The 18,127-nt window shown below is 70.2% G+C and carries 22 protein-coding genes and 1 rRNA gene; 4 read left to right on the plus strand and 19 right to left on the minus strand.

All coding sequences use genetic code 11. The features are described from left to right. Positions 1-161 precede the first annotated feature (161 nt). Positions 162-278: ribosomal RNA gene (gene rrf / locus ACIBA9_RS09390) — 5S ribosomal RNA — on the plus strand. A gap of 106 nt (positions 279-384) precedes the next feature. Here rrf and ACIBA9_RS09395 read toward each other — a convergent pair. The 5 genes from ACIBA9_RS09395 to ACIBA9_RS09415 are packed head-to-tail and all read right to left on the minus strand — an operon-like array spanning position 385 to position 6,019. Beyond that, positions 385-1,695 (minus strand): DUF58 domain-containing protein, encoded by a 1,311-nt coding sequence (locus ACIBA9_RS09395; protein WP_399361277.1) that lies wholly within the window; start codon positions 1,693-1,695, stop codon positions 385-387. After that, on the minus strand, positions 1,695-2,684 hold the full coding sequence (locus ACIBA9_RS09400; protein WP_362154765.1) for a MoxR family ATPase: 990 nt from the start codon (positions 2,682-2,684) through the stop codon (positions 1,695-1,697). The genes ACIBA9_RS09395 and ACIBA9_RS09400 overlap by 1 nt, the downstream gene beginning before the upstream one ends. Beyond that, a complete protein-coding gene (locus ACIBA9_RS09405) occupies positions 2,684-3,880 on the minus strand; it encodes a DUF4350 domain-containing protein (RefSeq protein ID WP_399361279.1) in 1,197 nt (398 codons plus the stop codon). Before ACIBA9_RS09405 ends, ACIBA9_RS09400 begins: the two co-directional genes overlap by 1 nt. Beyond that, complete coding sequence (locus ACIBA9_RS09410) at positions 3,877-4,653, minus strand: DUF4129 domain-containing protein (RefSeq protein ID WP_399361281.1); 777 nt, start codon at positions 4,651-4,653, stop codon at positions 3,877-3,879. Before ACIBA9_RS09410 ends, ACIBA9_RS09405 begins: the two co-directional genes overlap by 4 nt. Positions 4,654-4,657: 4 nt before the next feature. Next, a complete protein-coding gene (locus ACIBA9_RS09415; protein ID WP_399361283.1) occupies positions 4,658-6,019 on the minus strand; it encodes a glycerophosphoryl diester phosphodiesterase membrane domain-containing protein in 1,362 nt (453 codons plus the stop codon). A 140-nt stretch (positions 6,020-6,159) separates the two neighbouring features. Here ACIBA9_RS09415 and mtnA point away from each other — a divergent pair, with 140 nt between their 5' ends. Further along, the gene (mtnA, locus tag ACIBA9_RS09420; RefSeq protein ID WP_399361285.1) at positions 6,160-7,302 is read left to right on the plus strand and encodes an S-methyl-5-thioribose-1-phosphate isomerase; all 1,143 of its coding nucleotides are present in this window, start codon (positions 6,160-6,162) and stop codon (positions 7,300-7,302) included. Between the two features lie 248 nt (positions 7,303-7,550). Here the strand turns inward: mtnA and ACIBA9_RS09425 are convergent, their stop codons facing one another. The 14 genes from ACIBA9_RS09425 to ACIBA9_RS09490 all read right to left on the minus strand — a co-directional run bounded on the left by ACIBA9_RS09425 (position 7,551) and on the right by ACIBA9_RS09490 (position 15,949). Further along, positions 7,551-8,756 carry a tyrosine-type recombinase/integrase gene (locus ACIBA9_RS09425; RefSeq protein ID WP_399361286.1) on the minus strand — a complete coding sequence of 402 codons (1,206 nt, stop codon included), beginning with the start codon at positions 8,754-8,756 and terminating at the stop codon, positions 7,551-7,553. Further along, the gene (locus ACIBA9_RS09430) at positions 8,756-8,944 is read right to left on the minus strand and encodes a helix-turn-helix domain-containing protein (RefSeq protein WP_399361288.1); all 189 of its coding nucleotides are present in this window, start codon (positions 8,942-8,944) and stop codon (positions 8,756-8,758) included. The genes ACIBA9_RS09425 and ACIBA9_RS09430 overlap by 1 nt, the downstream gene beginning before the upstream one ends. Beyond that, positions 8,941-10,332, minus strand: coding sequence for a replication initiator protein RepSA (repSA, locus tag ACIBA9_RS09435; RefSeq protein WP_399361290.1), 1,392 nt, complete (start codon positions 10,330-10,332; stop codon positions 8,941-8,943). Before repSA ends, ACIBA9_RS09430 begins: the two co-directional genes overlap by 4 nt. Further along, on the minus strand, positions 10,329-10,970 hold the full coding sequence (locus ACIBA9_RS09440) for a DNA methylase (RefSeq protein ID WP_399362073.1): 642 nt from the start codon (positions 10,968-10,970) through the stop codon (positions 10,329-10,331). Before ACIBA9_RS09440 ends, repSA begins: the two co-directional genes overlap by 4 nt. Before the next feature lie 50 nt (positions 10,971-11,020). After that, positions 11,021-11,191 carry a hypothetical protein gene (locus ACIBA9_RS09445; protein WP_399361292.1) on the minus strand — a complete coding sequence of 57 codons (171 nt, stop codon included), beginning with the start codon at positions 11,189-11,191 and terminating at the stop codon, positions 11,021-11,023. Positions 11,192-11,196: 5 nt separating this feature from the next. Beyond that, a complete protein-coding gene (locus ACIBA9_RS09450; protein ID WP_399362074.1) occupies positions 11,197-11,379 on the minus strand; it encodes a hypothetical protein in 183 nt (60 codons plus the stop codon). 93 nt (positions 11,380-11,472) lie between these two features. Next, a complete protein-coding gene (locus tag ACIBA9_RS09455; protein WP_399361294.1) occupies positions 11,473-11,712 on the minus strand; it encodes a hypothetical protein in 240 nt (79 codons plus the stop codon). Between the two features lies 1 nt (position 11,713). Continuing rightward, on the minus strand, positions 11,714-12,013 hold the full coding sequence (locus ACIBA9_RS09460) for a SpdD protein (RefSeq protein ID WP_399361296.1): 300 nt from the start codon (positions 12,011-12,013) through the stop codon (positions 11,714-11,716). Between the two features lie 23 nt (positions 12,014-12,036). After that, on the minus strand, positions 12,037-12,195 hold the full coding sequence (locus tag ACIBA9_RS09465) for a hypothetical protein (protein WP_399361298.1): 159 nt from the start codon (positions 12,193-12,195) through the stop codon (positions 12,037-12,039). A 16-nt stretch (positions 12,196-12,211) separates the two neighbouring features. Beyond that, complete coding sequence (locus ACIBA9_RS09470; protein WP_399361300.1) at positions 12,212-12,400, minus strand: mobile element transfer protein; 189 nt, start codon at positions 12,398-12,400, stop codon at positions 12,212-12,214. An 18-nt stretch (positions 12,401-12,418) separates the two neighbouring features. Then, positions 12,419-13,084 carry a DUF2637 domain-containing protein gene (locus tag ACIBA9_RS09475; protein WP_399361302.1) on the minus strand — a complete coding sequence of 222 codons (666 nt, stop codon included), beginning with the start codon at positions 13,082-13,084 and terminating at the stop codon, positions 12,419-12,421. A gap of 277 nt (positions 13,085-13,361) precedes the next feature. Then, positions 13,362-14,702 carry an FtsK/SpoIIIE domain-containing protein gene (locus ACIBA9_RS09480; RefSeq protein ID WP_399361303.1) on the minus strand — a complete coding sequence of 447 codons (1,341 nt, stop codon included), beginning with the start codon at positions 14,700-14,702 and terminating at the stop codon, positions 13,362-13,364. Between the two features lie 2 nt (positions 14,703-14,704). Continuing rightward, positions 14,705-15,034 (minus strand): hypothetical protein, encoded by a 330-nt coding sequence (locus ACIBA9_RS09485; RefSeq protein WP_360087756.1) that lies wholly within the window; start codon positions 15,032-15,034, stop codon positions 14,705-14,707. 177 nt (positions 15,035-15,211) lie between these two features. Then, positions 15,212-15,949: a GntR family transcriptional regulator gene (locus ACIBA9_RS09490; protein WP_399361305.1), complete on the minus strand. Its 738-nt coding sequence runs from the start codon at positions 15,947-15,949 to the stop codon at positions 15,212-15,214. 589 nt (positions 15,950-16,538) lie between these two features. On the opposite strand from ACIBA9_RS09490, the gene ACIBA9_RS09495 reads away from it, so the two are divergent. Beyond that, a complete protein-coding gene (locus tag ACIBA9_RS09495; RefSeq protein WP_399361307.1) occupies positions 16,539-17,090 on the plus strand; it encodes a hypothetical protein in 552 nt (183 codons plus the stop codon). A gap of 601 nt (positions 17,091-17,691) precedes the next feature. Continuing rightward, positions 17,692-18,054 (plus strand): cupin domain-containing protein, encoded by a 363-nt coding sequence (locus ACIBA9_RS09500; RefSeq protein ID WP_399361309.1) that lies wholly within the window; start codon positions 17,692-17,694, stop codon positions 18,052-18,054. Positions 18,055-18,127: the final 73 nt, after the last annotated feature.

Here is an 18,127-nt window from a genome sequence, read left to right on the forward strand (position 1 = left end):
GTTGATAGGCCAGATATGGAAGCCGGGTAACCGGTGGAGTTGACTGGTACTAATAGGCCGAGGGCTTGTCCATTGATGCTCGCGTTCACTGTGTTGGTTCTGAAACCACGACCACGTCACCCACTTCGTGTTGGGTGTTTCGGTTGATTGTTTCATAGTGTTTCGGTGGTCATAGCGTGAGGGAAACGCCCGGTTACATACCGAACCCGGAAGCTAAGCCTCACAGCGCCGATGGTACTGCAGGGGGGACCCTGTGGGAGAGTAGGACGCCGCCGAACAAATATTGGGAAAACCCCCGCATCTGTTGATGCGGGGGTTTTCTGCGTTCAGGGCTTATCCAGGTGAATACCGGTCCGCCCGAGCGAGCCGATAGAGGCAGCCGGTTCAGAGCCGTCCCGCCGCTTTGAGGGACAGATACGCGTCCGCCAACGCCGACGCCAGATCTTCCGGGGCCGCGTCCACCACGGTCACGCCATGACGACGCAGTTGTTCCGCGGTACGCCGGCGTTCGCTCTGTGCCTGGGCGGCGGCCGCGGCCTCGTAGACCGCCTCCGCGTCGCCCCGGGCGTGCGCCATGGCCGCGATCTGCGGGTCCGCCACCGAGGCGACCAGTACGGTGTGCCGCCTGGTGAGCTGAGGAAGAACGGGAAGCAGGCCCTGCTCCACCGGCGCCGCGTCGAGAGCCGTGAGAAGGACGACCAGGGATCTCCGCGACGCCGTACGCGTGGCCGTGGCGACGAGACCGCGGGCGTCGGTCTCGATGAGCTCCGGTTCGAGCGCGGCCATGGCATCGACCATGGAAGGCAGCAGATCACCTGCCGAGCGGCCCTGGACCAGGGCGCGTACCCGACGGTCGTAGGCGAGCAGATCGACGCGGTCGCCGGCGCGGGCCGCGAGCGCGGCCAGAAGCAGCGCGGCGTCCATGGAGGCGTCCAGGCGCGGGGCGTCGCCCACGCGTCCGGCCGAGGTACGGCCGGTGTCCAGGACGAGCAGGATGCGGCGATCGCGCTCCGGGCGCCAGGTCCGGACGGCGACGGCGGACTGCCGGGCGGTGGCTCGCCAGTCGATCGATCGGGTGTCGTCGCCGGGCACGTACTCGCGCAGGCTGTCGAACTCCGTCCCCTCGCCGCGGGTCAGCACGCTGGTGCGGCCGTCGAGTTCACGCAATCGGGCGAGTTTCGACGGGAGGTGCTTTCGGCTGGTGAACGGGGGGAGGACTCGTACTGTCCAGGGCACCCGGTGGGAGCCCTGGCGGGAGAAGAGTCCTAGCGGACCGTAGGAGCGGATCGTCACCCGGTCGGCCTCGCGGTCGCCACGGCGGGTGGGGCGCAGCCTCGTCGTCACCCGTCGGCGTTCGCCCGGGGGGACGGTCAGCCGGTGGCGGGACGACTCGATCTCGGTTCCGGGCTGCCAGCTGCTCGGTGGCCAGGCGTCCCGCAGGTGTGCCCGCAGGGCCCGACGGGAGGGGTTGCCGATGGTGAGGGTGACGTCGGCGCTCTCGCCGAGACGCGCGGAGGTGTCTCCGGAGCGGGTCAGGAGGAGTCGTCGTACGGGTGCGGCGAGCGCGTAGTCGCAGGCGCAGGCCAGGGCCAGCGGGCCGTTGACCGCGAGGAGGCCCGTCCAGCCCGGTTCCAGGATGCCGACGGGGATCGAACCGAGGGCCGCGAGGAGGGCGGCGCGGCCGGTGAGCGCCATCAGCGCGGTACCGGGACGTGGGCCAGGATCGAGTTGATGACCGCGTCGGCGGTCACGCCCTCCATCTCGGCCTCCGGCCGCAGCTGCACACGGTGGCGCAGGGTGGGCAGGGCGAGGGCCTTCACGTCGTCGGGGATGACGTAGTCACGGCCCGTCAGCCATGCCCAGGCGCGCGAGGTGGCGAGGAGGGCGGTGGCGCCGCGCGGGGACACGCCGAGGGTGAGGGAGGGCGACTCGCGGGTGGCGCGGCAGATGTCCACGACATAGGCGGTGATCTCGGGGGACACGGTCGTCTGGGCGACCGCGGTGCGGGCGGCCTCCAGCTCGGCGGGTCCGGCGACGGGGCGTACGCCGGCGGCGTGCAGATCGCGTGGGTCGAAGCCCGAGGCGTGGCGGGTGAGGACGGCGATCTCGTCGTCCCGGGTGGGCAGCGGGATCGTCAGTTTGACGAGGAATCGGTCCAGTTGAGCTTCGGGGAGGGGGTAGGTGCCCTCGTACTCGACGGGGTTCTGGGTCGCGGCGACCAGGAACGGCTCGGGGAGCGGGCGCGGGGTGCCGTCGACCGTGACCTGGCGTTCCTCCATGGCCTCCAGTAGGGAGGACTGGGTCTTGGGAGGGGTGCGGTTGATCTCGTCCGCGAGGAGGAGGTTGGTGAAGACCGGGCCCGGCTGGAAGGAGAACTCGGCGGTGCGGGTGTCGTAGACGAGGGAGCCGGTGATGTCACTCGGCATCAGGTCGGGGGTGAACTGGACCCGCTTGGTGTCGAGTTCGAGAGCGGACGCGAGGGCCCGGACGAGCAGCGTTTTCGCGACCCCGGGGACTCCTTCGAGCAGTACGTGTCCGCGGCACAGGAGGGCGACGACGAGCCCGGTGACGGCGGGGTCCTGGCCGACCACGGCTTTGGCGATCTCGGCGCGCAGGGCTTCCAGGGAGGCACGGGTGTCGCCCGTGTTCCCGGTCCACCCCGCGTTGTCAGTGGTCGGGTCCATCATGAATGGCGTACCTCTCTTTCGAGGGCGTCGAGTTGGTCGGTCAGTGCGACGAGGGCCGCGTCGTCGCCGGGTGGCGGCCCGAAGAGCAGGGAGTGCGGGGACTGTCCGTCGCCGGGGAGGTGGGCGGACAGAGCGGGGAGCAGGGCCTCGGGCGAGTGCGCCTGGGAGGCGGGGACACCGACGAGGGGGGCCAGGCGGATGCGGGTGGCGGAGCGAAGAGCGGCGGCCGCGCGGTCCCGGGCGTTGGCCTTGCGGTAGAGGCGGGCGCGGCCTTCGGCGGACTCGGAGGCGCGGATCGCGACGGGGAGTTTCTCCGGCACGAGGGGGCCGAAGCGGCGTGCCCGCCAGAAGGCGGCGAGGACGACCGCGACGAAGAGCTGAAGGGTGCCCCAGAGCCATCCCCGGGGGAGCAGGTCGAGGAAGTCCTTGCGCTCACCGCCGTCAGTGGCGGAGGAGTCGGACACCGAGGGGAGGTACCAGACGAGATGAGGGCGGGAGCCGAGGAGTTGCAGGGCGAGCGAGGCGTTGCCCTGCTCGTCGAGGCGGTCGTTGTAGAGGATGTCGGGCGCGCCGAGGACGATGGTGTCGCCGTTGCCGGATGCCGCGGGGACGCGCAGCAGGGTGGCGAGGCGTTCGCCGGGGTAGCAGGAGTCGGCGTCGAGGTGGGTGGTGGTGTAGCGGATGCCACCGGTGTCGGCGGTGCCCGCGCGCCGGGCCTCGGGCAGGGCGCAGTGGGGGGCCAGCGTGGAGTGGGCGCTGCTGGCGGGGTCGGCGGTGACGCCGGGAGCGAGTCGCTCGACGGACGAGCCGCCGGGCGCGACGAGGACGGTGCGCCCTGCGGAGTCCGCGGTCGCCCGGTGCAGCGTGGTCTGTTGCGGGCCGGTCAGCAGGTCGGGGACGGCGACCAGGACGGTGGTGTCGGGGCCGGCCGCGGAGCGGGCTTCGTCGAGTGTGGTGACCACGCGCGTGGACACGCCCCGGGCGGCCAGGAGTTGGGCGACCGCTCGGCTGCCGTAGGGGTCGGCGGAGCGCGGGTCCAGGGCGCCGTGCCGGTCGGCGGAGCGGACGGCCGCCATGCCGACGGCCGCGGCCAAAATCAGGACGGCGGCGAGTGCGATGCCGCGCGCGCGGGACCACACCTGGCGGGCGGTGGGCGCGGTGGAGGTGTCCAGCGGGGGCGCCTCGGTGGTCACTCGGCGGCCCCCTCGCGGGTGCCATGGCTCGTGCCGGCGCTGCTGTCGGCGTGGGCAGGCCTGGTGCGCTCCAGGTCGTGGTCGAGTTCGGTGAGGCGGTGGTACGCCTCCCTGGTCGCCGTGCGTCCACCGTATGTGACGTCGTCGAACTCCCGGGCGGACGCGCGCAGTCGGTCCGTGTGCGCGGGCAGGGCGCGGCCCGCCTCCGCGGCGGCCTCGTCGGCGGTGCGGCCGGGGCGCGCGTCGAGCAGGGTGCGTTCCTCCAGCGAGCGGACGACGGCCCGCATGCGTTCCTGGACGGCCTGGTTCCAGTGGCCCTGGGCCGCGTGGGCCTCGGCGGTCGCACGGTGTTCGGCCGCGCTGCGGGGGCGGTCGTCGAACAGTGCGGTGGCGGACGCGGCTTGGCGGCGCGGTGTGCCGAGGCGCCACCACAGGGCGGTCAGTACGAGGATGGCGAACAGGATCACGGCGAACAGGCCGACCGCGCCGCCGGGGGTGGCGGCGGCGGCCGTGCCGAACAGCTTGTCGAGCAGGTCCCAGAAGGCGTTCAGGGCGCGCTGGATCAGACCGGGGTCGTTCTCGTGGTACATCCGCTTGGACAGTTCGCGCCGGGCAGCCTCCCGCGCGGGGTCGCGCGAGATGGTCACGGGCGGTTCGTCTCCAGAACCGCCGGCCGCCCGGACGGCCGTGTCCGTCGCGCGCAGCAGGCACCGTACGACGCTGCTGCCGGCGCCGGACGCGGCCGCCGTCAGAACTCCCCCCGTCGGGCTCACCGCATCAGCTCCCCGGGACGGGTCCGGGGGTGCCGGCGCCGTTGCCCTGGACACCTGCGGCGCGGGCCAGTTCGAGGTCGAGGGCCTCGCGGCGGATGCGCTGGTCGATGTAGAGGAGCACGGTGACGCCGGCGCTGATCGGAAGGGTGAGCGCGGTGCCGACGAGCGAGCCGATTCCGCGGATGATCAGGAACGTCCAGCCGACGTGTCCGCCGGCGGTGCCGAACAGGTTGCCCATGGCGTCGCCGCCCGCCGCGGCCCCGACGAGAGCGAACGGGATGGAGACGAGGGAGGCGACGATGTTGGTGATGAGCCCGGTGAGCAGGACGATACCGAAGACGCGCCACCAGGAGCCGCGCACCAGCTTCGTAGAGCGGCTCATGGACTTCACGATGCCCTGGCGCTCCAGCATCAGGGCGGGCGTGGCCAGGTAGAGCCGGATCATCAGCCATCCCCCGACGACGATCGCCGCGAGGATGCCGAGGGCCAGCAGGGCCGCACCGGCGCCGTCGCCGCCGCCGAGGGTCAGGACGAGGATTCCGGGCAGTGTCCCGGCGACGCCCAGGCCGACGACGATCAGACCGATCAGGAGGAGCAGGCCGAACAGCCTGGGGATCTGCGGACGGGCTTCGCGCCAGGCCTCGCCGATGCCGACCGGCTTGCCGAGGACGGCGCGGCTGGTGATGGTCGTCAGCAGGGCGGTGGAGATCAGTACGGCGATCGTGGAGATCACGGTGATGAGGCCGGTGCCGATCAGGCTGTCCCGCAGTGCCCGGAGGATGTCGTCCGTGGACGCGTCGCGGCTGTCGAACGACGCCTGGGTGATGTCGTTCATGAGGAGGCCCTGCACGAGCACCAGGGTCGTCTCGACGAGCAGGGAGACCGCGAGCGAGATGCCGAGCACCGTGCGCCAGTGGGTGCGCATCGTGGAGACGGCGCCGTCGAGGATCTCCCCGACGCCGAGCGGACGCAGCGGGATGACACCGGGCTTGGCGGCGGGCGGAGGGCCGCCCCAGCCGCCGTAGCCCCAGGCGCCGTAGCCACCGGGGCCGGGGGGAGGGCCGCCGTAGCCGCCGGGGCCCGGGCCGCCGGGCCGGCCGCCGCCCCAGCCGGCGGCCGGTGGCGGGGGCGGTGGTGGCGGTGCCTGGTCCGGACCCTGGGCGCCGGTGGGCGCGGACCACTGGCCGGGTGGCGGCTGCTCGTTGGACCACTTCGCGCCCGGGGTCTGCGCGTCCGTGCCCGGCTGGGACGCGGGCTTCGCGAGGCCGGGGCGGTCGGCGGGTTCGGCAGGGCCGGACGCACCGGGTTCCCGCCCCTCGGGCGACGGGGCGGATCCGGGCGAGGCCCAGCCCGGAGTGTCTGTCATCGAAGCTCCTTCTCGGTGCCCGTCCGCGGTCGCGGCGGCAGGTTGGCAGCCATCGTGCCATGGGGTGGTCACGGGGTGACCGGCCGCGGTAGGCGCTGGACACCTTCAATTGTCCGCCGGATCCGGGGCAGACTGACGGCATGGCTGATCAGCAGGCGCGAAGCGGCGAGGACAGGCGGCCAGGCGAGATACCGGTGATCCGATGGGAGGAACCACCCGAAGGTCCCGTAGTGATCCTTCTCGACCAGACGAGGCTCCCGGTCGAGGAGGTCGAGTTGGTGTGCACCGATGCCTCGGCCCTGGTGGAGGCGATCCGTTCACTGGCCGTGCGTGGGGCGCCGGTGCTGGGGATAGCGGGGGCGTACGGCGTCGCGCTCGCCGCCGCCCGTGGCTTCGACGTGGCCGAGGCGGCGGGGGTGTTGGCGGGAGCCCGGCCCACCGCGGTCAATCTGTCCGTCGGCGTGCGCAGGGCCCGGGCCGCGCACCAGGCGGAGTTGGCCAGAACCGGCGACCCCACCGCGGCCGCCGCCGCGGCGTTGGCCGCGGCGCGGGCGCTGCACCGGGAGGACGCCGAGGCCAGTACGCGCATGGCGGCGCACGGGCTGGCCCTGCTGGACGAGTTGCTGCCCGCCGGCGGGCACCGGGTCCTCACGCACTGCAACACCGGTTCGCTGGTGTCGGGCGGCGAGGGCACGGCCTTCGCGGTGGCTCTCGCGGCGCACCGGCAGGGGCGGCTGCGGCGCCTGTGGGTGGACGAGACGCGGCCGCTGCTGCAGGGGGCCCGCCTGACGGCGTACGAGGCGGCTCGCAGTGGCATGCCGTACACCCTGCTGACCGACAGTGCTGCGGGCTCCCTGTTCGCGGCGGGGGAGGTGGACGCGGTGCTGGTCGGGGCGGACCGGATCGCGGCCGACGGGTCGGTGGCGAACAAGGTGGGCAGTTATCCGCTCGCCGTGCTCGCGCGCTATCACCATGTGCCGTTCATCGTGGTGGCGCCGCTGACGACGGTCGACCCGGGGACCCCCGACGGGGCGTCCATCGAGGTCGAGCAGCGTCCCGGCTTCGAGGTCACCGAGATCTCGGCTCATCAGGGCCCGGTGACGGGACCGGGTACCGGAATGCCGGTGGCCCCGCTGGGGACCCAGGCGTACAACCCGGCGTTCGACGTGACGCCGCCCGAGTTGGTGACGGCCATCGTCACCGAGGCGGGAGCCGTCTCACCGGTGACCACCGAGGCTCTGGCGGAGCTGTGCGCCCGCGCACGGCGGGTGTCTGTCGGCTGACCGGCACGCTGTCCCCGAGCGCCGGCGACCGGCCCGTGAGCGGTACGTGGCTCCGCGGGACGTCGTCTCCGGCGGCCGGGGGCAGACAGTAGCGGCTCGGTACGACTATCGTCACGGGCCAGTGAGGTGCCTCACCTGGGCCTCTGTCGTCGTTACGAGAATGGGATGCTCCCAGCCTCATCAACGGCAACGACCCCTCTACCTGCGGCGATGCGCGGGGAGAGGGGCCGTGACATCAGCGGCCTACATCAAGCGGCGGTTTCCAGGTCCGACGCGGCTTCCAGTTCCCGGAGGCGGGCCGGCTGCCGAAGCAGGCGATCGAGCTGCCCGACAGCCTCAACGACGTCCGGGTCCAGAGCCTCAGCGTAGATGTCCATGGTCGTCGCGATCCGGCTGTGCCGAAGGATCGTCTTGACGATGCGCGGGTGTACCCGGAGGTGGACCAGCAGCGTGCCGCAGGACTTCCGGAGCCCCTTCGGATTCATCTTGCTCAGCCCCTCTGCCTTGGTGATCCGTTGCAGCACCAGGTAGAGGTGATCGGGTGTGAGCGGCCGGCCGGTGCGTGTCACGAACACGTGGCCGTCAGGGTCCTCGAACCAGGGGCGCCCACGACTGATTGCCCGCTCCCGCAGCATGGCCGTCCGCATCCGTGTCCAGCGCAGGGGAGCGATGCACTGGGCAGGCAGCGGTAGGGGCGCCTTGGACGTGTCGGTCTTGAGATCCGTGTCGATCGTGCCGGCGCTCGCTCGCTGCCGCTGCTGTTCCACCCAGATGGTTCGGTTGTCCAGGTCGACGTTCTCCCAGCGAAGCCCACACACCTCGGCCCGGCGCAATCCCAGGAGGCAGAGCAGAAGGAACGTCGGGTAGTACGGGGTGGAGCGCCGCGCAGCGGCCAGGAAGCGCAGCACGGTCACGGCATCCCAGCTCTTGCCGCTGTCCGTGGGCGCTCGCACGTGGACGAGCTTCGTCACGTTCCGGGTCAGTCCGATGTCCTCGACCATCGCGGCCGTGAGAGCCGCCGAGAGGACCCGGAGCGCGCGCCTGGTGGTCTTGGCCCCTTCATCCTCCGAGAGAGCCTGCATGGCCCCGCGCAGCTCCTTGACGCCGAGCTTCACCATGACCTTGGAGCCCAAGCGCGGACGGAGGTGGTGACGTACGGCAGTCTCGTATGCCCGGTAGCTGTTCACGGCGAGGTTCGGCTTCACGACGATCTCTAGCCAGTAGTCGAACCACTGCCCCAGGGTCATATCCCGTGTGGGGGTCGGAATGCCTCCGTGCGACCGGTCGATCAACTCACGGCGCTTAGCGTCGCATTCGTCGAAGGTCTTGCCGTACGCGTACTTCCGCTTCGTGGTGCCATCCGGCTGGGGAACGTACACCGCTGCCTGGTACCGACCGTCAGCGCGCTTCGTGACGGTGCCCGATCCGTTGGGGTTGCGCTTGCGAGGAGGCACTAAAAGTCCCCCTCAAGCTGGGCGCGGATGTAGTCCCGAAGAGCACTCTCGGGGATGCGCCGGCACCGCCCCTCGGTGAAGGACGCGAGCCGCTTCGAGCGGATCAGGTCGTACACCTTCGAGCGGCTGAACCGAAGCCGTGACATGACCTCCGGCACCGTCAGCAGCTCGGGCGTGGCGGTGGTCATGCAGGGGCTCCTTCCAGGTCAAGCATTGCGGGTAGTTCCTCGCGGGCGATCTCGCGGTTGTGTTGGATGTCGCGGCGGATGTTGGCGGCGAGCCACGATTCGCCGGGGGTGTGGCCGTGGCCGGCGTAGGCCCAGTGGGCGAGGGTGAGGGTGGTGGCTTCCTCGTCGTCGGGGTCGGGCAGGCCGAGGGCGGCGCGTTGCTGTGCGGCGCGGTAGTCGGCGCGGACCTGGCGGAGGGCCCCCAGGGTGGTGGAGTAGCGGCGGGACTTGGTGGAGAAGTGGCCCCGGAAGCCGAGCATGTGGGCCCAGTCCCGGAGCTTGCGGTCGGGGTAGAGGGGGTGGAGGTCGAGGCATGCGGCGATGAGCCGGGCCGGATGGTTCGGGACGCCGAGCAGGGCCAGGGCTTCCTTGTTGCCGATGCGGCGGTCGACGGTGCCGGTGGTCTCGGCGGCTTTGGTGGCGTACTTGGCGACGTAGGAGGCGACAGCCTGTTCAGTGATCTCCTCGCCGTGGCCGAAGGCGCCGATGGGCTGTACGTCGAGCTGCGTGCCCCAGCGCAGCGTGCGGGCGGGCTCGTCTCCCGCGGGCGGTACGTCGACAGCGACGCGGGCGGCAGCGGCACGAATGGCGTCGCTGAGAACGTCGAGGGTGGCCCAGGCCGGTGGGGGACTGTCGGGTCCGTCGGGGCCGTCTAAGCGGATCACGGCGTGGAAGTGGACGGACCCGCGCTTTTGGTACTCGGCGACCTTGCCGAAGGAGATCCGGGACTGTTCCCGCGCCTCTTTCTGTGTGAGGCCGGCTCGCTTGGCGATCTCACGGCGCAGGTAGATCGTGAAGTAGCGCCACAGGTCGGAGGCGTGATTGTTCCACAGCACGGCGCCCGCGTAGTCGTACGTGTCCGGGTCGAGCGGGGTACCCAGCTCGGGCGCGTCCTCTTGGTGGTGGATGCCGCAGCGGCAGGGCCGGGTGCCGGGCCGGTTGTGAACCGGGCCGAACGACGGGGCGGTGAGGGTGGCGAAGACGCGCGGGTGGTCGCGGATCGTTTCGGGAGTGCCTTTGGCGGGGTCGCCGACGAGGCCGGCGCGGATGAGGTGGTAGGTGTCGCCGGCGTAGGTCCAAGCGCAGGCCGGACAGCGCGAGGCACGCCGGTTACCGCAGGCGATGCGGAGGACACCGCCGGGTTCGGTGTCGGTGGAGTACGAGTGCAGCACCTGGCCGGTGGCCGCGTCGCGGGTGACGGTGGCGCCGGTGAGCCGGATGGGGTCGGTGCAGCCGCCAGTGCGGCGGATCTGGTCCTGGAGAAGGTCGAAGCCGTATGACCCGGCCAGCCTCAGCACGTCGTTGAGGGTGGCCGGGTCCAGGCCCGCCATGGTGGCGGTGTCGGTCACGCGAACACCTCCTGGCGTGCGGTCAGGAATGCGCGGCCGATGAAGAGGGTGTAGGCGGGCGGGATCGCCTCGGTCAGTTCCTCGCGAACGTCGGTCCAGGTGATGCCCATGGCCCGCTGCATCTCCGGAACAGTGGCCTTGCCGCCACCGTTGCCGTACGCGGCGACGTAGGGGCCTTCGCGATGGACGCCGTGGCGGTGACCACGCACGTAGCCGCGATGGCGGGGGTGAGCCGGTTGTGCGGTCGCCCAACGGCCGAGTTCGAAGTTGCGGTGACGCAATACGGCGAGATGGAACATCTCCCCGCACAGGGACAGGTCTTTGCGGATCTCCGCCCGTCCGTTGGGCTGTTCGATCACGTAGGGCAGGCCCGTCGCGTCAAGGAGTTCGCGGGTGGGTGCCACCAGGTCGGTGTGAATGCCACCCCATCCCCGAGAGGCGTTGGTGCCCACGGTCAACGTGTTCTTCGCCTGACAGGGTGGGGAGGCATGCACGAGGGTGTAACGGCCGATCTCACCCGTGGCGATTAGGCGGGCGAGGTAGTCGAGCGCGTCACCCCGGTGATAGGCGAAGGGGTATCGGGGGCGGTCGGCGATGTCACAGCCGTCGACCTCGAACCCGGCCCGGTGGTAACCCATAGCGGCCCCGCCGGCGCAGGAGAACAGGTCGAGGACCCGAGACACGGCGGTCACCGGTCGCCCTCCTTGACCGGGTGGGCGTCGATCCAGGCCTCGGCACACACCTTGTGGACGGGCTTGCCGTTGTCGGAACGCAGCGGGGTGGGCTTGGTGCAGATCGTGCAGGGCTTGTCGCCGCCGTGGTCGAAGTGCTCGGGCGAGCGCCAGTCGAGGAGCGCCACGGCCCTCACCTCCCCGTGCGAGCGAGGCGGGCGGCGGGCATGGTGAGACCGTTGCCCTTGCAGACCGGGCAGGTGACGGTGAGCACAGTTCGGGTGCCGTCCGGATTGCGGGTGCCGGTGGTGATGGCGGCGGTGGCCTGTCCGTCGCAGTCACGGCAGACGCGCGAGGCATGGGTGTGCTGGGGCATCATGGAGCTTCCCTTTCGGGTCCTTTGGATCAGGAATGGGTCCAGGCGCCCGGGGCGGCGGAAGTTTGGCGACCGAGGCCGCCCCGGGGGCCGTTACTTGCTACGGCGGTTGCGGCCGCGCGGGATGGGCGGGATGGAGTCGTAGGACTCCTGGCCGGCGCGGAAGTCGCTGAGGTCGGTGACGTCCGTGTCGTTGCCGACCTGGCGCAGGATCCGGTTCATGGCCTTGGTGTCGCGGTGGCGGCGGGCGATGGCGTAGTCGCGGCCCAGCTCGACCATCTCGTCGTTGCGGGCGGGCTCCGGGGCGTTGCTCTTGCGGTTCAAGATGCCCATCTCAGTGGCCCTTCTGGTTGTTGACGAGGGAACGCAGGACGACCGCGGTCACGGCGACGGAGACACCGGTGATGGCGACCGCGAGGAGCAGAGAGACCAGGACCGCGCCGACGACCAGGACCACGGCGGTGCCGCCACCGACCAGGGCGAGGGCGGTGCCCGGCGTGAGGTGGATCGTGGGCCGGTTCGAGACCGGAGCCGGAGCAGGGGCGGGGCTGTCAGCCAGGACCGGGGCCGGTTGTGACGGGATTCCGGCCGGGGGTGGTGCGGTGTGCTGGCGCGGGTACTTCGGGGTGAGCACGGTGGGTGTCCCTTCGGGTGGGGTCAGTGGTTGATGAGGGAGCCGACGACGGGGCCGAGGAAGCTGTGCGCGATGAGGTAGCCGCCGAGGAGGAGCAGGGCCACGAGCCACCACGAGGGGCGGGCGAGCTTGATGCCGAGGTAGGCGACGACGGCCACGGCGAGCCAGAGCGGAACGTCCATGACGGGGGTCTCCTTGTCAGGCCTTGCAGCGGTGGGTGCGGGCGGCGAGTTCGGCGCCGGCGCGGGTGGAGTAGTCGGCGTCGAAGCCGCAGCCGGGGGCGGTGCAGGCGGCGGTGTGCGTCTCGCGGCCACGGCCGTCGTAGGACGTGGCGACCTGGACGGGGCCTATCCGGATCATGTTGCGGAAGCGTCGGTGGACGGTCACGGGTGTCCTCCCTTCGTGTCAGGTGAGCTGGAGTTGGGTGGTGATGGCGCGGGTCATGTCGGCGGGCAGACCGAGGCGGGTCGAGAGAGTGTCGGCGGGCATCGGGGATCCGGTGGTGGCCCGGTGCGCTTCGGCGAGCTTGCGGGCGTGATCGAGCAGGGCCGCTGGGACGATCGGGGCAGGAGCCGCGGGCTTGACCGATGCCGGTTCTGGCGCGGGAGCCAGTTCCGGAGCCGACGCGGGCGCGGGTTCGTCGTCACGCTCGACTGCGACGTCCGGCACGGTCGGTTGTTCAACTTCCGGTGCGGCTGGAGCCGGGGTGGTGGGCGAGTGCACGAGGAGGGTGCCGCCGAGGAAGGCGAGGGCGGGCCAGCCGGCCACGAGGATGCGCAGCCAGGCGGGTACCTGGCGCAGGTCGAGGAGTCCGGCGGTGGCGATGTTGGCGCCGAGCGAGGCGCCCAGGGCGATGACGAACCAGGTCCAGGCCGAGCGGTCACGCCGGGCGGTGCGCAGTCGGCGCCAGGCGGCGACCAAGAGCAGGTCGACGGAGACCGGATAGGCCCAGGCCTTCCACCCGGACTGGCCGGCCGCATCGGCAAGATCGTGGAGGTGGGCGAAGGACAGCGCACCGGCGATCACGGCTTGAATGAGCACGGCGTCCGGGTGGGCGAGGGATCGAGGCATCTCTAGTGCCTCCCTTCGAGGTCAGTCGGGGGCGTGGCCGGTGCCGAGGCAGGTCAGGCACAACGCCTGCTGCCGGTCGTCACTCACGCGCTTGTGGCGCCCGCCGACCTGGAATGACTCCGAGGTCTGCCCGCCCTGGCAGTCAGGGCACGGCGTTTTCGCGGGCTTCGGTGCGGTGGCCTTACGTCGTGGGGCCATGGCGTTCCTCCCGGTTTTTGGCATGACGGGGGTAGGGACCTGGCGCGGGGCGGTCGCGCCGACCGTGGAACAGGGTGTGTTACTCGGTGACCGGTCGCGGCTTGACCAGCGACGGGCCGCCCGTCGGCGCCTCAACGGGCACGTAGGGCCGGAAGGTTTCGAGGAACGGCAGGTCCGGGACGAGGTGGGCGAAGGTGCGGCACGCGGCGATCACCTCGTCACGGGAGACGGCCGGGGTGCGAATCTTCGACCAGCCACCGGACGTGTCCGCCGCAACGGCAGTTCCGGGGCGTTCCATCGGGATCAGGCTCGCGGCCGGTACGGCGTCCGGGGCGACGTCGGCGAGGCCCATTTCGGCGGTCTGCTTGTCGTTGACGCGGTGCACGACCCGTCCGGTGAGCTGGGCGCGGAGCATGGTGGCGCCCTTGCCCAGGTCGGAGCCGAAGCGTTGCCCGCAGATCTCCAGGTAGATGCCGGCGGCGCGGGCCATCTGCGCGAGCCGGATCAGCGCGGTCACGATCCGTTCCCGGCGTTCCTCGTCCTTCTTGGAGGAGATCAGGAAGAGTTCAGCGATCTCGTCGACCAGGACGACCACGGGCACCGGCCGCAGGTGGTCTGGCAGTTCCCAGATGTCGGAGACACCGTGATCGCTCAGCAGGTCGAAGCGGTCTTCCATCTCCGCCACCAGCACCCCGAACAGCGAGGCGGCATCATCCGGAGTGGTGACCAGGGCCGACAGCCGAGGCGCATAGCGCGCCTGCTCCACGCCCCGCTTGCAGTCCACGCCCACGAGGGCGACCGGCAGTTGGGCCAAGCCCTTGATCAGGTTCCGTTGATACATGGACTTGCCGGACTGGTTCGCGCCCAGAGTGAGCGCCATCGGAGCCTTGCGGTAGTCCCGCTCGAACGCGGTCCCGTCCTCCCGCAGCGCCACCGGCACGATCATGTCGCGCGGCACCGCCTTACGGGGCATCCGCACCCGACGCAGCACGTCATACCCCGTCATCCGCAGCTCAATGAAGCCCGGCCTGGTTTCCACCACGGTCACCGAGTGCACGCCCCAGGCGTGACGCAGCCGTTCCGAGGCGGCGGCCACGTCCGCAGGCTCCAGGCCGGCCGGAAGCCGCAGCGTCACCCGGAGGCCCGTCGACGTGCCCCGCACCCGGCGGATCTTCGGGGGCACCGGCTGCACCTCACGACGCGCCACGTTACGGGTCACGAACGCCCGCAGACCCGACGGCCGTACCGTCAGCCCGCACACGTCCATCGTGGCCCGGTAGGAGAACCCGAACCGCGTCACCGCCACCGGCAGCCCGACCAGTGCCCAGTACGCACGCGGCGCCCGCACCTTCGCGTAGCCGACACCGCCTACAGCGGATAAGCCGGCCGTGGCCTCCAGCCACATCGTCGCGTCGGCCATGGTCAGGCCATTGCGGTGATCGCGACCGCGCGGAACGAGATGCCGTGGCGCTTCTGACCGTTGAACTCGTTCTCCCAGTCACGGGCCTTGAGGCCGACGACTCGCACCGGCATACCCGGCGCCAGCCCCTCCGGGTAACCCGTCTCCGGGATGGTGACCTGGTAGAGGTTTCCCTCCCCGTCATCGGAGACCAGGAGGCCCACCGTCGACAGAGCCGCGCCGGTCTCCCGGTCCAGGGCCCGCTCACCGGTCTTCGCGTTGGCCAGCTTCGGTGTCGGCGCGGTCGCCACGAACACCACGGCGGTCTGAAGGTCGATCTTGAACGACGGCATGGATGTACTCCTCGCTGAAGTGGCAGGGAGTGGAGTAAACCTCCCTAGGGAGATTGAAGCAAAGCTCCCTAGGGAGGTCAAGCATGTTTGATGAAGCGGTCTGCCCCGTCGGGGCGCCGAGGCAGCAAAAAGGCCCACCGAGGTGGGCCTTTGCGTGTGAACGTTTTTCGCGACTCGTCAGCTACCGAAGCTGTACCGCAGCGCATAAGCGCCGGCATCCAGCAGCATCCTGTTGATCTCAACGGCCTTGCCTTCTGCGGTGTACGCGGTCCGGCAGATCTCCATCACGGGCGTACCGGGAAGGACGGCCAAGGCTGAGGATTCGTCGGAGCTGGGCATCCGGGCTCGCAGGTCCTCAGTGAAGTGCACCGGTTCCGCCCCTAGCTCGGCAAGACGGGCATAGGTCCCACCCGGCCCCGAGTCTGGTTCGGCGATGAGTGAGTCGCGCACCAGCTCGGCCGGCAGGTACGAGACCGCCATTTGCACCGGCTCGCCGTCCACCAGGAACCGACGGCTACGCACAATGATCCGGCCTTCGTCTCCGAGGTCGAGAGCGCGCGCCACCCATCGAGGGGCATCGTCCTCGTAGACCTCCAGGTCGGCGACGGTCATGGGTCGCTCGCCAACATCGGCAGCCCAGATCGACCTACCTGCCGCCCACTGCTTCCGCGAGAGGCGTTTCGTAGCATCCCGCAAGATCGGCTTGAACTCTCGGACGTACGTTCCAGAGCCGGCGCGCGAGACCGCAACACCCTCTGCCACCAGCAGTTTTAGCGCACCGCTCGCTGTCATCTTGGCTACGCCGTAGTCCCTGACGAGCGCGGGTTCCCCAGGCAGTCGAGCACCAGGCCCGAACTCGCCGTCATCGATCCGTGCCCGCAGGTCGTCGGCGATCTGCCGCGCCGTTTCGGGCATCGATCAGCCTCCAGTTCCCTAGGGTGGTTTCACGGTAGCGTGCGCAGCTCCCGTCCGCTAACTCTGTGTCTCCCGCGAGGCGATCATCAGGCCCGGATGTATCGAACTGTTACAGGTTTCTCTACCTCATCAAGCCCCGGCTGCGCTCCGCTCCGCCGGGCGCGCTCCCGGCTCCGCTGCGGGCGCCGCTCCTGCCTCCGGCCCGCTCCGCCCGCGCTGCGCCGACGCGCGCCCACTGGTGGATAGGGCCGGTGGCCATGAGTCGAGCGCCGCGTAGGCGACGGTCAGAACAGTGCCTCCGGCGGGGGATCGGCCGGCACCGGGATGGAGGGGGCGCCGTCGCCGACCGCGGGTCCGTCGTGGCAAATGCTGGGGGCTCTCATCCCGCACACCGTCGACCCAGGCAGAGCCGAGCAGACGCGGCCCCTGGCGTCCAGGTCGTTCGTACAGTGGCGCGCTCCACCTGGACGCCAGGAACCACGCCTGCTCCACGGTGTGTGGGTCGACGGCGTACGGGATGAGAGCTGGGGTGGTGCCGGAGTGATGAAAAGCTGAGCGCGGGCAGTCCACTCAAGCTCAAAATGCGAGGATGACGAGCAACGAGCGGGATCACTACGTCCGCACGATGTACGAGTTGTTGGGCCGAATGGTCTCTGCAGCCGCCGACCTGGAACTACGCCTGCAGGCGCTCGCCAGGTGGCTAGTGGAGACGCCGTACGCAGCCCACTGGATCAACGGCCAAAACAGCAGCACCCTCATCAAACTGATCGGAGACGTCGCCAAGGAGCATCCTGGCGTTTCTCCGGATCGGCTGGAGGACCTTCGCCAGATCCTTGCCGACTGCACCCGTCTTCTCAACCGGAGACACGGTTACGTCCACGGTGCCTGGTCGGTCGATGGCTCCGCCCCTGATGGACCGGAAGCGTGGCAGACCATGCGCTTCACTCGGGGCAAGCACACCCCCACCTTTGCCCCGCTGTCGTGGGACGACCTTGCCGACTTGATCCGTGGTCTGGATGACGTTTCCTCAAGGGCGACCTTGTGGCAGATGGAGCACCTCAACCCTGACTCCGCCATCGTGCGTGAGCTAAAGGAAGCCAAGTCAGGGGACGGCCCCGAGGGAGCTGAGGCCGGGTCGTGAGTAGGCGAGACTTCTCTAGGTCCAAGGCTCTGACACCTCATGATCACATCGCTGATCGTGAGGCCCTGTGCGCCTTCCTAGCGACCCTCCGAGCCGAGTACGAGGAAGAGGGAGCCGAGTGGGAGAACCGGACGCTGGACGCCTTCCTGGAAGCTCTGGAGGCCTGGATCTCGTCAGCTCCGGGCTGGTACGCCAACCATGATCAGGTACTACCGACCGACGGCGATTGGACGTTCTTCGCCCGTGCACTCAGCGCCGCGCGACACTACGAGTGATCACGTGCCTCCTGCATGCCCGATCAGGAGGCAAGCAGCGGGGAACAACGGGGAACGTCGACGAGCACCCCGAAAACACGCAGGTCAATCCCTCGCCAGGTCAGCGCCCATCCGCGTACGCGATCTGCCAAACTGGCTACGCAGGCTCGATTCTCGTCGCCGCTCTGCATGGCTGGGCCCCAGGTCAGCGACGTCATCGCTGGCTCGGGGCCTCGATCGTTTCGTGGTGCTGACTGGCGCGCCGCCTCCGTGCCGGCGGTGCGGCCGTCCGGGAACCGTGTGACGATGAAGTCGGACACAAGATCGTCGCTACGGGAGAGGGTGCCATGGCTGGTCTGACGCGGAAGAGCTTCGACTCTCCCGATGAGGTTCGGCCTTTCGAGGAGGGCAAGGGCAAGCTTCAGCTCGTCACCTCCCCGCACGGGCCGGTGGGACGCGGGATCTTCGAGCCCGGATGGCGGTGGTCGAAGCACGTCAAGCCGATCGCCAAGACCGAGAGCTGCCAGGCCGCTCACGTCGGGTACGTCGTCTCCGGGCGCATAAGGATCGTCATGGACGACGGCGAGGAGATGGAGTTCGGCACCAGTGACCTCATGACGGCCGATCCCGGGCACGACGCCTGGGTTGTGGGGGACGAGCCGTGCGTCGTGATCGACTGGCAGGGCTACGGGGACTACGCCAAGCCCTGAGCCGATCGGGCCGCGCGTCACGTGCCGGTCGTGGGCTCCGCGGCCGGCGAAGCGAAGGTCTGCGGACCAGAGG

Source organism: Streptomyces sp. NPDC051452, from assembly GCF_044454765.1.
In the GTDB taxonomy this organism is placed as follows: Bacteria; Actinomycetota; Actinomycetes; order Streptomycetales; family Streptomycetaceae; genus Streptomyces.